This window comes from Acidiluteibacter sp. (genome assembly GCF_055129545.1).
Genome location: NZ_JBSRUB010000010.1, coordinates 22,819 through 37,135, shown reverse-complemented (window position 1 = coordinate 37,135; position 14,317 = coordinate 22,819). Strand labels below are relative to the sequence as shown.

The 14,317-nt window shown below is 37.8% G+C and carries 10 protein-coding genes and 1 tRNA gene; 7 read left to right on the top strand and 4 right to left on the bottom strand.

Translation table 11 applies throughout. The features are described 5' to 3' along the window. Nucleotides 1-30: 30 nt before the first annotated feature. The gene (locus ACTB0X_RS04855) at nucleotides 31-273 is read right to left on the bottom strand and encodes a GIY-YIG nuclease family protein (protein ID WP_463023867.1); all 243 of its coding nucleotides are present in this window, start codon (nucleotides 271-273) and stop codon (nucleotides 31-33) included. Between the two features lie 44 nt (nucleotides 274-317). Then, nucleotides 318-391 (bottom strand) — tRNA-Arg (locus ACTB0X_RS04850). Between the two features lie 560 nt (nucleotides 392-951). On the opposite strand from ACTB0X_RS04850, the gene ACTB0X_RS04845 reads away from it, so the two are divergent. From ACTB0X_RS04845 to ACTB0X_RS04820, 6 genes are all read left to right on the top strand, one after another. Next, a complete protein-coding gene (locus tag ACTB0X_RS04845; RefSeq protein WP_463023866.1) occupies nucleotides 952-2,094 on the top strand; it encodes a DUF4856 domain-containing protein in 1,143 nt (380 codons plus the stop codon). A gap of 35 nt (nucleotides 2,095-2,129) precedes the next feature. Continuing rightward, the gene (locus tag ACTB0X_RS04840) at nucleotides 2,130-3,203 is read left to right on the top strand and encodes an imelysin family protein (RefSeq protein ID WP_463023865.1); all 1,074 of its coding nucleotides are present in this window, start codon (nucleotides 2,130-2,132) and stop codon (nucleotides 3,201-3,203) included. Nucleotides 3,204-3,214: 11 nt separating this feature from the next. Further along, nucleotides 3,215-4,558 (top strand): HTTM domain-containing protein, encoded by a 1,344-nt coding sequence (locus tag ACTB0X_RS04835; RefSeq protein ID WP_463023864.1) that lies wholly within the window; start codon nucleotides 3,215-3,217, stop codon nucleotides 4,556-4,558. Continuing rightward, entirely contained in the window at nucleotides 4,558-6,972 is a 2,415-nt protein-coding gene (locus ACTB0X_RS04830; RefSeq protein WP_463023863.1) for a TonB-dependent receptor domain-containing protein, read from the top strand. Before ACTB0X_RS04835 ends, ACTB0X_RS04830 begins: the two co-directional genes overlap by 1 nt. Before the next feature lie 101 nt (nucleotides 6,973-7,073). Then, nucleotides 7,074-8,555 carry a potassium/proton antiporter gene (locus ACTB0X_RS04825; RefSeq protein WP_463023862.1) on the top strand — a complete coding sequence of 494 codons (1,482 nt, stop codon included), beginning with the start codon at nucleotides 7,074-7,076 and terminating at the stop codon, nucleotides 8,553-8,555. A 57-nt stretch (nucleotides 8,556-8,612) separates the two neighbouring features. Then, entirely contained in the window at nucleotides 8,613-9,827 is a 1,215-nt protein-coding gene (locus ACTB0X_RS04820; RefSeq protein ID WP_463023861.1) for a porin, read from the top strand. A gap of 74 nt (nucleotides 9,828-9,901) precedes the next feature. On the opposite strand, the gene hutH is transcribed toward ACTB0X_RS04820, so the two are convergent. Together hutH and hisS are read right to left on the bottom strand one after the other, a co-directional pair. Next, nucleotides 9,902-11,437: a histidine ammonia-lyase gene (hutH, locus tag ACTB0X_RS04815; protein WP_463023860.1), complete on the bottom strand. Its 1,536-nt coding sequence runs from the start codon at nucleotides 11,435-11,437 to the stop codon at nucleotides 9,902-9,904. A gap of 3 nt (nucleotides 11,438-11,440) precedes the next feature. Then, nucleotides 11,441-12,829: a histidine--tRNA ligase gene (hisS, locus tag ACTB0X_RS04810; RefSeq protein WP_463023859.1), complete on the bottom strand. Its 1,389-nt coding sequence runs from the start codon at nucleotides 12,827-12,829 to the stop codon at nucleotides 11,441-11,443. Between the two features lie 104 nt (nucleotides 12,830-12,933). Here hisS and chrA point away from each other — a divergent pair, with 104 nt between their 5' ends. Next, nucleotides 12,934-14,067, top strand: coding sequence for a chromate efflux transporter (gene chrA / locus ACTB0X_RS04805; protein WP_463023858.1), 1,134 nt, complete (start codon nucleotides 12,934-12,936; stop codon nucleotides 14,065-14,067). Nucleotides 14,068-14,317 lie beyond the last annotated feature (250 nt).

Sequence of the window (14,317 nt, the reverse complement as noted above, 5' to 3'; positions counted from 1 at the left end):
CGTTCCGTTCCAGAAAAGGAACGGAATGCTCTATCTTGCTATTAGCCTCTCAATATAGTTTCGTGATTTCTTTTTCTTGATTTCTAACTCTCGTCGATAGGCCTCCGTTTTATTTTTGAATTCTTCTAAATAAACCAATTGCCAAGGAATGCCAAATTTAGTGTACTTACTTCTCCCTGAATTATGTCGTAACAACCTATCATCCATATTAGATGTATGACCAACATAGTAATTATCATAGGAAGCAGAGTATAGAATATAGGTAATAAACATAAACCAATCTAAACAAAAAAAGCCCTGAAAATTCAGGGCTTTTGTGATCGAGACAGGATTCGAACCTGTGACCGTCTGCTTAGAAGGCAGATGCTCTATCCAGCTGAGCTACTCGACCATTAATATTATTTAAACAAATTCGATTGAACGAATTTACTTTTTTTCTACTCTTTAAGAACCTTTTACCGTTCCGATTTAAAAATCGGAATGCTCTATCCAGCTGAGCTACTCGACCATTAATAATATTCAATCTAATTCGAATAAACGAATCTACTTTTTTTTCTCTTTAAGAACCTATGACCGTTCCGATTTTTAAATCGGAATGCTCTATCCAGCTGAGCTACTCGACCATTTAACTTCTTAAAGTCTACCTTATCATCAAAGCTAACATGCCTCTCAAAAAGGAATGCAAAGAAACTACTTTCTTTAGTTTTATACAATATCTTTATTCATAATTCTAAAAAATAATCTCAACCAATTATCTAATAAGAAATTAACTTTAAAATTAAGCCTCAAAATCAGCCTAAATGATATTAAGCAGGGATTAACTAGCCATTAAATTTTTCCTAAATAGTTAAAATACCCTCAATGTGGTATTGATAATACTCTTCTTCACGCATAAATTTGCATCAAAATTATTCCTTATTTAGAATTAGTTTAAATAAACATAAGAAAAAGATGCACAACAAATTTAAAATTAAACAACTATTCCTTAGTACATTAATTATTTTTTCAATAACTGCATGTGACAGCGATGACGACCAAGTTATGCCTGACACATCCATATCTACACCTGCCACCTATGAATTCAATAGAAACGGTGGATCATCAGTTTCCTATGCAGGACAAACAGAACGATTGAATCAAATTGCTGAAATGAAAAATGAATTCAAAAAAGCAGATAATGGTTCAGCGATAACAGCCTCGACTCTATTGGATATGTTCGCCAATGTAAATGACAATGGAAATGGGAATTTCAGCTTTACGTCTACTAAGCAATTAGAGAACAAAACATTTGCACCCGATGTTCAGTTTTACAAAGATTTGTTTGCATCAGTGGAAACAGCAAGTATAAATGGTTCTAACAATATCACAGCAGCGAACGGAACTGCAGGTTTGTTGCAAAGAAGCAGCGGCAAGACGATCTTAGTTAATGACAGTGGGTTTGAATTCACACAAACCTTTGAAAAAGGAATGATGGGTTCTTTAATTATGTATCAAATATCAAACGTTTACACAACAGATGAAAAAATTGGAAACTCAGTAGAGAATACCATTTTAGAAGAAGGAAGCAATTACACCAAAATGGAACACCACATGGATGAAGCTTTTGGTTATTTTGGAGCACCCGTAAACTTTAGTTCCACTTATAGTGGAACTGAATCACCTAAATTTTGGGCTTCTTATAGCGAAGAGCTAAATGCCAATACTGGCTCAATCGATGCCATCATGAATGCATACAAGACTGCACGGCAAGCCATTGTAGAGAAAAGATATGATCTCCGAAATGCAAATATTCAAGTATTGAATGAATCATTAGAGCGATTGGCAGCTGCAGCAGCTGTTCACTATGTGAATGCTGCATTGAATGCCAGTAATGAAGGAGATAAAAAACATGTGCTTTCTGAATTAGTTGGGTTTGCAAAAGCGCTTAGGTTTGGACATCCATCCTATAGAAAACTAGCAATTACAGAAGTTGACCAATTGATCTTGACAAATATTGGCACCAATCTATGGAATGTAACTCCTGCCGGCTTGAACCAATTAAAAACAGAAATCAGTGGACGTTACAATTTGAACGCAGTAAAAGACATCCTGTAAATCTTATTTGAAGCTATCATCGTAAATACATGACCATGAAACAGCTATTTATTATTCTCTCATTATCAATACTCTTTACTTCGTGTGACGATGATAAAAAAGATGATGTTATTGCCAATTTTGATCAGACCAAAATGCTTTCGAATCTGAGTCAAGAGGTTTTTATCCCCAACTATACAGCATTAAATACTGCTGTCAGCCTGCTTGATAGCGAATGGCAAGCTTTTAAAATGGATAAAAACACAGTTTCGTTAAATAGCTTAAAAACTGCTTTCGAATCTGCTTATAGGAAATTTCAGTTGGTCAATTATGCAGAATTTGGTCCCGCAGCAAATGTAAGTTTAAGAAACAATGCCAACACTTTTCCTACTGACACCTCAACGATTCAATCGAATATAAAAAACGGAAATTATACTATAAATACATTGAGCAGTTACTCCGTTAAGGGATTTCCAGCGATGGATTACTTGTTATTCAGCAATAATGAAACTGCAACAATCAACTTATTTGGCAACAGCAATCGAGAGCGATACATGGATGCGCTTATCGCTGATTTAAAAACAAGTTGTGAAACAGTACTAAACGATTGGAAAACGAATTATGGCAATACCTTTAGTACAAAAACAGGCAGTGACATCGGTAGTTCAGTTGGGATTTTGGTCAATGCTTGGAACCAACATTACGAAAGAAATTTTAGAGATGGTAAAATAGGAATTCCGGTTGGAGTTCGATCGATTGGGGTGCCCCTTCCTGAAAAATGTGAAGCTTTTTATAGCGGGATCTCTTCTCAATTAGCTGTTGATAATCTAATTGCAATGGAGAAAATGTATTTGGGAATTGGCCAAGATGGAAACAATCGCACTAGTTTTGACGATTATTTGATTGCCATTGATGCTGCAGAATTAGACAATGACATCAAGAATCAATTCACAGTTGCAAAAACAAAACTTCAAGAGTTAGGAAGTCCGCTTTCTGATGAGATAAAAAACAATCAACCTAAAGTGGAGGCTGCCTACCAAGAGCTACAGAAATTAATACTACTTATTAAAATTGAAATGCCCTCTAGACTGGGAATCTTGATCACCTATCAAGATAATGATGGAGATTAATTCATACTGAAATGAAGGAATCAATTCAACGTTTTTCCATTCCCACGCACATAGCTCCCCTTGCAAGCTTTCGACTCATTTTTGGGTTGATTATGTTTGCAGGGGTTCTGCGTTTTATGTTCAAAGGCTGGATTTACGATCTATACATTGCTCCTACCTTTTATTTCAAATACTTTGGATTTGAATTTATCCAACCGCTAAATGCCATTGGCATGTATGCGGTTTTTATCCTAATGGGAATTAGTTTTTTACTCATTGCCATTGGTTTTTGGTACAGATTCGCCACTATTTTAGCTTTCCTTTCTTTTACTTACGTGGAACTGATTGATAAAACCAACTACCTCAATCACTATTACTTCGTGAGCATTATTTGTTTTCTTCTTATATTTCTTCCTGCCGATCGCTATTTTTCTATGCGTACGTTAAGAAAACCACAAGACCAAATCACCCACCTTCCACTCTATTTTATTGGGGTAATCAAATTGCAGTTGGCACTAGTTTATTGTTTTGCTGGTTTAGCCAAATTCAATGCAGACTGGATGCTAAAAGCATTGCCCCTTAAAATTTGGCTGCCTGCAAAAGCAAACATTCCACTAGTGGGTAGTTTATTGAACAAAACGTGGGTCGCATATGCATTTTCATGGTTTGGAGCTTTTTATGATTTGTTGATTCCATTTTTTTTAATGGCTAAAAAATATAGAGCGATTGCGTATTTCTTTGTAATAACCTTTCATCTAGCAACCTACTTTCTCTTTCAAATTGGGATGTTTCCTTTTGTGATGATTGGAGCAACAATCATTTTCTTCTCTGCGGAATGGCATTTAAAATTTCAGCAATTCATTAGCCAGTCACTGCATCTAAAATTTAGCCCCACTGAAAAATTACTAAAAACTAACCTTGGAGGATTTAAATACCTCATCGCACTATTCTTTGTTTTTCAATTTCTATTTCCATTTCGATACTTGGCATATCCAGGAAAACTATTTTGGACGGAACAGGGATATCGGTTCTCATGGCGAGTGATGTTGATGGAGAAAGCAGGCTATGCCGTCTTTCACATTACAGATCCTAAAACAGGAAGAACCTGGGAGGCCAACAATTACGATTTCTTGACATTGAATCAAGAGAAAATGATGAGTACACAAGCCGATCTAATTCTTCAGTTTGCGCATCATTTAGAAGATTATTATCAATCGGAAGGAATCGAAAACCCAACGATTACCGTAGATAGTTATGTGACATTAAATGGTAGTCGAACTCAATTAATGATCGACCCAACCGTTGATTTAACTGAACTAAAGGATACTTTTGCACCCAAAAAGTGGATCATCCCATTTAACCCTAAGAATTACTAATGCGAATTATACTTTCTCTTTCTTTTCTGTTATTCGCTTCTCTAAGTTCTTGGGCTCAAGGCTCATTTATAAAAGGCATTGTTACCGATAAAAATGGTCCGCTATTCGGAGCTGAAATAATTATTGTAGAAACACAGCAAAAAACGACCACCAACGAAAAGGGAATTTATACCTTTCAAGTGGAACGAACAGGCTCAATTAACATTTCGGCTTTTAACTTTGATTACCAAAGTCAAGTAAAAACAATAGAACTCCCTACTGACGAATCCATAAATTTCGAGTTAACACTTTTCTCTCAAAATATTGATGAAGTTAAAATAGAAGCAAAAAAGGAAAATGACTTTGGAATCGGACGATTGAAAAGTGTGGAAGGAACTGCCATTTATGCCGGTAAAAAATCGGAAGTGGTGGTAATGGAAGATGTAGCAGGAAATTTAGCGACCAACAACTCTCGTCAAGTTTTTGCTAAAGTAGCAGGATTAAACATTTGGGAAAACGATGGAGCTGGAATTCAGTTGGGAATTGGCGGACGTGGATTGAATCCGAATCGAGTTTCTAACTTCAACACACGACAAAACGGATACGACATGAGCGCTGATGCCTTGGGTTATCCTGAGAGCTATTACTCCCCTCCTAGCGAAGCTGTGGAGCGCATCGAGATTGTTAGAGGAGCTGCTTCATTGCAATACGGAACCCAATTTGGAGGATTCATCAATTTCAAACTAAAAGACGGCCCTGATAATAAACCACTAGAAGTGATTGTTAGAGAATCCATAGGTTCATTTGGATTTAACAATACATTCGCCAGTATCGGCGGAACAAAAGGAAAGTGGAAGTATTATGGGTTTTATCAATACAAGACCGGTGACGGATGGAGAGATAATTCTGAATTTGATGTGCATACGGCTCATGCCAACCTCCGTTATGCAATTAACTCAAAAATGGACATTGGTATCGAATATACCTACATGCATTATTTGGCGCATCAAGCTGGAGGATTGACAGATGTGCGTTTCTACCAAGATCCGCAACAATCAATCAGGGATAGAAATTGGTTTCAAGTGGATTGGAACTTAGCAGCAATTAATTTCGATTATCGAATTTCAAAGAAAACCACATTCAATACTCGAGCATTTGGACTAATAGCAGGAAGAGATGCTTTGGGAATTTTGGGTGACATCAACCGTCCGGATTTGATGGGCGAACGAAACTTATTGGTGGATGATTTCAAAAATTATGGAATTGAATCTAGAATTCTCCACCGCTATAAAATAGCTAATAAAAGCAATATTGCATTATTTGGAGCACGCTACTACAGTGGATTTACAGATCGTAAACAAGGAAATGGTTCTGCCAATTCTGATGCCGATTTTACCTATTTACGACCTAACGATTTAGAACATTCCAATTATGATTTTCCAAGTCAAAACCTAGCCCTTTTTAGTGAAAACATTTTTTACTTGACTGAAAAAATTACCATTACGCCTGGTGTTCGATTCGAATACATCGACACCAAATCAGAGGGATACTATAAAGTACGAACGTTTGATTTAGCAGGAAATATTCTCACAGACAATAACATTGAAGACAATCGTTCGAACAGCAGAAGTTTCGTGCTAGGCGGAATTGGTGTGTCCTATAAGCCAAAAAACAGCTTGGAGTATTACGCCAACTTCTCTCAAAACTACCGTTCCATCAACTTTAACGACATGCGAATCGTAAATACCAATGCGCGTGTAGACCCCAACTTACAAGACGAAACAGGATATACGGCTGACATAGGAATCCGAGGAAATTACAAAGACATCATTAGTTACGATGCGAGTGCCTTCTTGCTGACCTACAACGACAGAATTGGTCAACTTTTGGTTCAGGATGAAGTGTTGTTCAATTATTACTTACTTAGAACAAACATCTCGGATTCTAGAAGTTACGGTATTGAAACTTTTGTTGAAATTGAGTTATTGAAACTATTTCAATTGAAAACTGAAACTTTTGGCCTGAGCGCCTTTTCCAACTTTTCAGTGATGGAAGCAACTTACATCAACAGTGACATTTCAGCTATTGATGGAAATGAAGTGGAATTGGTGGCTCCTGTTATTTTTAAAACAGGATTGGCCTTCCGCTATAAAAAACTAAAACTGAATTATCAATATTCCTATACTGCACAGCAATATACTGATGCTACTAATTCCCCATCAACCGCCAATGCCGTAAATGGAATTGTACCTGCTTATGCAGTAATGGATCTTTCAGCTTCTTATGCATTTAAAAAGTATTTTAGCATTTACAGTGGAGTTAACAACCTTCTCAACAACTACTATTTCACTCGACGAGCATCCGGTTATCCAGGGCCTGGAATTATTCCTGCCGAACCAAGAAACTTATACCTCACCCTTCAATTTAAGTGGTAAATTAATTTCTGCATTCTGTATCTTTGGCAGTGATGCACTTTTCTTTTGTTTCACTAGTGTATCCACTGATTCTAATTTCTAAGAAAATATAAGTTTACTGAATGAACCTGACCATTGAAAACATCCTCCTAATTGGCTCTTTGCTATTATTCATCAGTATTCTGGCAGGAAAAACCTCCTATCGTTTTGGAGTACCCACTTTGGTTTTGTTCCTATTAGTCGGAATGTTGGCCGGTTCTGAAGGGTTGGGAGGCATTTATTTTAACGATTTTAAAATTGCACAATTCATTGGTATCGTTTCCTTAAATTTTATACTTTTCTCAGGAGGTCTGGACACCACTTGGTCCTCCATAAAACCTGTGTTGTGGCAAGGGATTATGCTCTCCACCGTTGGTGTATTGCTCACGGCAGTTGCATTAGGAACTTTTGTATGGTACATCACAGATTTTACCATTTACGAAGGATTGCTTTTGGGTGCGATTGTTTCATCGACAGATGCAGCAGCAGTATTCTCCATTTTACGATCCAAAAGTTTGGCTTTGCGTAAAAACATACGACCTACATTGGAGCTTGAAAGCGGAAGTAACGATCCAATGGCATACATCCTGACAATTGCATTTTTAGGACTGGTAATCAATCAAGAATTAAGTGTACTGTCTATTATTCCGCTCTTCTTTCAGCAAATGATTATTGGTGGAATACTCGGATTGGGATTTGGTAAAATCAGCCAATTGGTCATCAATAAAATCAAGCTTGACTTCGAAGGATTGTATCCAGTATTGGTCATCGCATTGATGTTCATTACCTTTTCTGCGACTGACTTTTTGGGTGGAAATGGTTTCTTAGCCGTTTATTTATGCGCTGTTTATTTAGGGAACCAAAACTTAATCCACAAAAAAACCATTTTGAAGATGTTTGATGGATTGGCTTGGCTGATGCAGATTGTGCTCTTCTTAACATTGGGTTTATTAGTGTATCCAAGCAAAGTTATTGATGTAATCGGAATAGGAATCATCATTTCATTGTTCTTAATTTTTGTGGCACGACCGCTCAGTGTGATGATAAGTTTGCTTCCATTTCGCATGAAAATGCGTCGACGGTTTTACATTTCTTGGGTGGGCTTAAGAGGAGCTGTTCCTATTGTATTTGCTACCTATCCATTGATTGCTGGCATCGACAAAGCAGAAATGATTTTTAACATCGTTTTCTTTATTTCCCTGACATCGGTTTTGATACAAGGAACCACATTGACATTGATTGCAAAACTATTACACGTAGCACTTCCTGAAAAAGTAAAACAGAAAGCGCCGATTGACATATTCCTTTCTGAACATGCTAAAACGGCCATGCGTGAAATTGAAATTCCAGCAAATAATTACATCGTTGGTAAGAAGATAGTGCAATTGGAATTCCCAAAAATGGCCATAATTGCCATGATTAAAAGAGGAGAAAAATTCCTCACGCCAAATGGGTCAACAGAAATAGAACCCCATGATATTTTGATTGTCCTATCAGACAGCCAATCCGGTATGGACCAAGTGTATGAATGCCTTAAAATAGAACCAGCAGAGCTGATCGAATAAGTTTTCATTCGGGATTTGAAGGAGAGTTAATTAACTTCGCAGGCTAAAAAATCTGTCATGAAGTTCCTAACTACACTATTCCTTCTCATCACATTCACTCAATTTTCTTATTCTCAGAGCGATAATAATGATTTAAAATTAGCGGCTTTGCCGTATTACAATTTTGGTAAAGGTTTAGGATTAACATCTCCAGATAGTTTGTTTCAGTTCAACATTCGATTTAGAATGCAAAACCGAGCTACTTTTTATAGCAACGAAGGTCAAGATGATTATATCAATGCTCAAATTAGAAGATTGCGTTTGCGTTTTGACGGATTTGTTGGAGATCCTCGTTTTCTTTACGTGATTCAATTGTCATTCTCCCCACAAGATCATGGCACCATTGAAAGTGGAGACAATATCAATATTATCCGTGATGCTGTTTTCTTTTACCGTCCAAACACCAGGTGGAACATCGGTTTTGGACAAACTAAAATACCTGGAAATAGACAACGAATTAACTCTTCAGGAGCGCTACAATTAACGGATAGATCCATAAATAACAGTCGATTTAATGTAGACCGTGACTTTGGTTTACATATCTATTATTTACATGAAAAATTGGAAGGGTTTGGATACAATTTTAAAGGTTCCATTACCACAGGTGAAGGCAGAAACTTTACTAGTCAAGATGATATGGGATTGGCTTACACTGCTAAAGCAGAGATTTTTCCCTTTGGCTCATTCACTAGAAACGGTGCCTACTTTGAAGGAGATTTGATGCGAGAAAAAACGCCCAAATTAATGCTTTCTGCCGCTTATCAATTCAACCATGATGCGTTACAAACTCAAGGTCAACGGGGAGATGCATTGTATCAACCCAAAAACTTACATTATGTATTTTTAGATGGCGTATTGAAATACCAAGGTTGGGCGCTTCAATCGGCCTACATGCAACGATACACAGAAAGCTCTCCCATCACTTATGATTTATTGGACACTTCAGGAACTACCTTTAATTATGCATTAATCGGAAGAGGTTACGACACCCAATTGAGCTACATTTTCAAAAATAACTTTGAACTGATTGGAAGATATTCATACAGTTTGCCAGGTAAAAAAATCAGAGCATTGGTAGGTGAAGTCAATCAGTACACTTTTGGAGTCAGCAAGTATCTAAAGGAACATTCTTTCAAGTTACAAGCTGAAATCACTACTGAAATGGTGGATTTTAATGGACGACCACAGCAACAAAACTGGTACGGAAGAATTCAGGTGGAGATTGGTATTTAATGCTGAAGTTTGTTCTGAGCTTATCAAATTATTCTAACTGAAAACGGTTTATCTTTCTTAATAAGAAGAAAAAACTAATCCTTCAACTTCACAATCTCTCCATCCACTTCACATCTTATGTTTCTCGTTTTCAAGAACTGGTTAGTTGCTTTAATAGATTTATACATTTCGATGTCTTCTTCTACAAAGTCCACTTCTTTGCGGTAATTTTTCAATTGCTCACGCAGGAATTTAGACGTTTGCTCGTCTGCATTTCTCAATTCATAACCTTGGGCTGCCGCAAACCATTCGATGGCTAAAACGTTCTCTAAGTTCTTCAACACTTTGAATGCTTTCGTTGCTGCATTGGCGCCCATACTAACATGGTCTTCTTGCCCATTGCTCGAATCTATTGTATCCACAGATGCTGGCGTACACAGTTGTTTATTCTGACTCACCGCAGAAGCAGCCGCATATTGCGCAATCATAAAACCCGAATTCAATCCTGGTTTTTTCACCAAGAAAGCTGGTAAACCTCGCTGCCCTGAAACCAACTTATACACTCTACGCTCAGAAATACTGGCTAGCTCAGACATCGCAATGGCCACAAAATCCATTACCAATGCCAACGGTTGACCGTGAAAGTTTCCTGCAGAAATGATTTTATCAGCAGATTCAAAAATAACTGGGTTGTCGGTTACTGAATTGATTTCTGTTTCCACCACTTTGTTGACATACTCAAAAGTATCTTTAGAAGCACCATGAACCTGTGGCACACAACGCAAACAATACGGATCTTGAACGTGTTTTTTCTCTCTTCGAATCAATTCACTGCCTTCCAAAATCAAACGAATGTTCTTCGCTGTTACTTTCTGTCCATTGTGAGGACGAACTTCATGCACCAACGGATCAAATGCCTCAATTCTTCCGTCGAAAGCTTCTATACTCATGGCTGCATTAACATCAGAAATAGCAGACAATCGCCTTAATTCCATCAAAATATAGCTCGAATAAGCACTCATAAATTGCGTTCCGTTTAACAATGCCAATCCTTCTTTGGATTGCAATACAATCGGTTCCCAACCCATTTTCTCATTCATCTTCTCCCCTGTTCGCTTGGCACCATAATGCATCACTTCGCCCAAGCCCAATAACGGCAACGACAAGTGCGCCAATGGAGCTAAATCTCCTGAAGCGCCCAATGAACCTTGGGTATAAATAACAGGATAAATATCATTGTTGAAAAAGCCAATCAATCGCTCTAGGGTTGCTAACTGCACACCTGAATGTCCATAAGACAAACTCTGAACTTTCAGCAGCAACATGATTTTAACAATCACATTCGGCACCTTCTCTCCCATTCCGCAAGCGTGAGAAATCACTAAGTTGCGTTGTAATTTTTGTAAATCTTGTTTATCAATTTCGGTATCGCACAACGATCCAAAACCAGTATTGATTCCATAAATAGGATCTACACTGCGCTCCACTTTTTTGTCCAAAAACTCACGACAAGCAACAATTGAATTCTTTGCTTCTTCGCTCAATTCCAACACATAATCTCCTGTTAAAATGGTATCAATGCGTTCAACTGTTAATCGTTCTTTGCTGATGTAATGTATTTTTCGTCCCATGGTCTAAAATCTTGCAATGTATTGTTCTACTGATACTTTTTCTTGTTCTCCGGATTTCATATCCTTCACCGAAAGGGTGTTATTGGCCAACTCCTCACTTCCTACAATTACTGTAGTCGGTATATTTTTGTTGTCGGCATACTTCATCTGCTTTTTCAACTTCGCAGCATCCGGATATACTTCTACGTTTACTCCTTTGTTGCGCAATTGAGATGCTATTTTAAACACAAACTGCTCTTCCTTTTCTCCAAAATTCAAAAACAAAATTTGTGTAGTTTGATTTTCTATTTCAGGGAATAAATTCAACTCCTCCAACACATCGTAAATTCGATCTGCTCCAAAAGAAATCCCGACTCCTGATACATCTTTCAATCCAAAGATACCAGTTAAATCGTCGTAACGACCACCGCCGCATATACTGCCAATACTCACATTGTTCGCCTTCACTTCGAAAATAGCTCCGGTGTAATAATTTAACCCACGGGCCAAAGTCACGTCCAACTCCAATTCAGCAGATTCTAATCCCACTAAATTGATGTAATTCAATACGTATTCCAGCTCTTCCGTTCCTTTCATCCCTACCTCGGAATCAGCAAGAAAACTTTTCAAAATCGATAATTTATGTTCGTTGGTTCCCGATAAATCAAACAATGGAGACAGTTTCTCAATGGCATCGGCCCTTACCCCTCTTTCGGTCAACTCTTCCAACACCTTTTCCTTGCCGATTTTATCCAACTTATCAATCGCTACCGTAATATTAATCAACTGCTCTGGCTGTCCTATCACTTCTGCAATTCCACTCAACACCTTTCGATTGTTCAACTTGATAGTAAATGATGGAATCTGCAATTGAGTCAACACTTTATCAAAAATCTGAATCAACTCCACTTCGTGAATCAATGCATCAGAACCTACTACATCTGCATCGCATTGGTAAAACTCTCTGTATCTCCCTCTTTGTGGACGATCAGCGCGCCAAACTGGCTGAATTTGATAGCGCTTGAAAGGAAAAGTGATGTCGTTTTGATGCTGAACAACGTAACGTGCAAAAGGAACCGTTAAGTCGTATCTAAGAGCCTCATCTGAAAAAAAATTTGACCTAATTGATTTATCTAAATCAGTTATCTCAATTGTCGAATCATTTTGTTTGATCCATTTTAATAAATTTTCAAATTTTTCACCGCGTTTTAAAATCTTAAAGATCAATCGATCGCCTTCATCTCCATACTTTCCCGTCAAGGTTTCCATATTTTCCATCGAAGGTGTCTCAATCGGCATATAGCCATAGGTTTGAAACACACGTTTTATGGTATCGAAAATATAGTTTCGTCGCACCATTTCTTTCGGTGAAAAATCTCTCGTTCCTTTAGGGATTCCTAGTCCTTTGCTCATTTTGTTCTGTTAATTGGCTGCTAAATTACAAACTGTGCCGTGATTGCTCAAATAAAAAGGGGATTGTCCGAGTATAAACCTATAAATTTGCGAAAAAAACAACTGTGGGACACTTATTGGAAATCGGGAAATTGTTTGGAAAGTTAGGATTGGTTGCTTTTGGAGGGCCGGCTGCTCACATCGGAATGATGGAAGAAGAAGTGGTGAACAAACGTAAATGGATGGATCGTCAACACTTTTTGGACATGGTAGGCGCCACCAACTTGATTCCCGGGCCCAACTCCACAGAAATGGCCATGCATTGTGGGTATCACCGAGGCGGTGTTGCTGGTCTATTCGTCGCCGGACTCTCTTTTATTATTCCTGCTACTATCCTCACCGTAATTTTGGCCGTATTCTACACCGAATATGGTAAAGTTCCGGCCATTGAGCCTTTCTTTTATGGAATACAAGCCGCTGTATTGTGCGTTATCTTAAGTGCCATCCTTAAATTGGGAAACAAAGCCATCAAAGAAAACCACCACATGGTATTGGCGTTTTTCGTCATTTTATTTAGTGTTTTTGGATTGAGCGAAGTCATCGCCATATTGGGAGCTGGTGCCATTGGGTTATTGTTTTCCTTCATGAGCCAACGAAACTCCTCTAGAGGTGGACGAAAATTGTTGCCATTATTCATTCCAGCTGCTGCTTCTACAGGGGTTTCTGCAATTACTTCTGTAGGATTATTTTGGACTTTTTTGAAAATAGGAGCTATTCTATTTGGAAGCGGTTATGTATTGATTGCTTATTTAGATGCTGAATTGGTGGAACGTTTGGGATGGTTGACCAAACCAGAATTGTTAGACGCAGTGGCGATGGGACAATTTACACCCGGGCCGGTATTGTCAACAGCTAGTTTTATCGGATATTATTTGCACGGATATAAAGGTGCGTTAATGGCGACAGCAGGGATCTTCTTGCCTTCATTTTTGTTTGTTTGGTTGTTGAATCCTTTGATTCCAAAATTGAGAAGTTCTAAAATGGCTAGTGCTTTTTTAGATGCTGTAAATGTGGGCGCCGTAGGTGTGATGATTGCGGTATTACTCCAATTTGGAAGAGATATTTTCATCGATTGGAGAACGGCTGTTATCGCTGCTCTTACAGGAATCTTGTACTTTGGATTTAACCTCAAAAATCCCATTCTCATTGTAATCATTGGTGCCGTTAGTGGATACGGATTACATCTATTAACTACCTAATATTCTCTGCTACACCTCATGAACAAGCGCATAAAATACCTGATAGAAGACATGAAAGACATCCCACCTCGAAACTGGTTTGCTTTGATTGTGGTGATTTGTATGTTGTACATTATGTTTTTTAAGGATTAGAATATTCCGATTGTTTCAATGCTTTATTTTTCAATATACTGCTCATTGAATTAGAATGATTGAGTATCTTGGTGGTTGAAATACTGATAAGTAAGATTTTCTCAGCAAGAAAAGTTTA

Coding starts and splice junctions, on each gene's coding strand:
- ACTB0X_RS04855 (WP_463023867.1), bottom strand. CDS start 273: ATGTTTATTACCTATATTCTATACTCTGCTTCCTATGATAATTACTAT.
- ACTB0X_RS04845 (WP_463023866.1), top strand. CDS start 952: ATGCACAACAAATTTAAAATTAAACAACTATTCCTTAGTACATTAATT.
- ACTB0X_RS04840 (WP_463023865.1), top strand. CDS start 2,130: ATGAAACAGCTATTTATTATTCTCTCATTATCAATACTCTTTACTTCG.
- ACTB0X_RS04835 (WP_463023864.1), top strand. CDS start 3,215: ATGAAGGAATCAATTCAACGTTTTTCCATTCCCACGCACATAGCTCCC.
- ACTB0X_RS04830 (WP_463023863.1), top strand. CDS start 4,558: ATGCGAATTATACTTTCTCTTTCTTTTCTGTTATTCGCTTCTCTAAGT.
- ACTB0X_RS04825 (WP_463023862.1), top strand. CDS start 7,074: ATGAACCTGACCATTGAAAACATCCTCCTAATTGGCTCTTTGCTATTA.
- ACTB0X_RS04820 (WP_463023861.1), top strand. CDS start 8,613: ATGAAGTTCCTAACTACACTATTCCTTCTCATCACATTCACTCAATTT.
- hutH (WP_463023860.1), bottom strand. CDS start 11,437: ATGGGACGAAAAATACATTACATCAGCAAAGAACGATTAACAGTTGAA.
- hisS (WP_463023859.1), bottom strand. CDS start 12,829: ATGAGCAAAGGACTAGGAATCCCTAAAGGAACGAGAGATTTTTCACCG.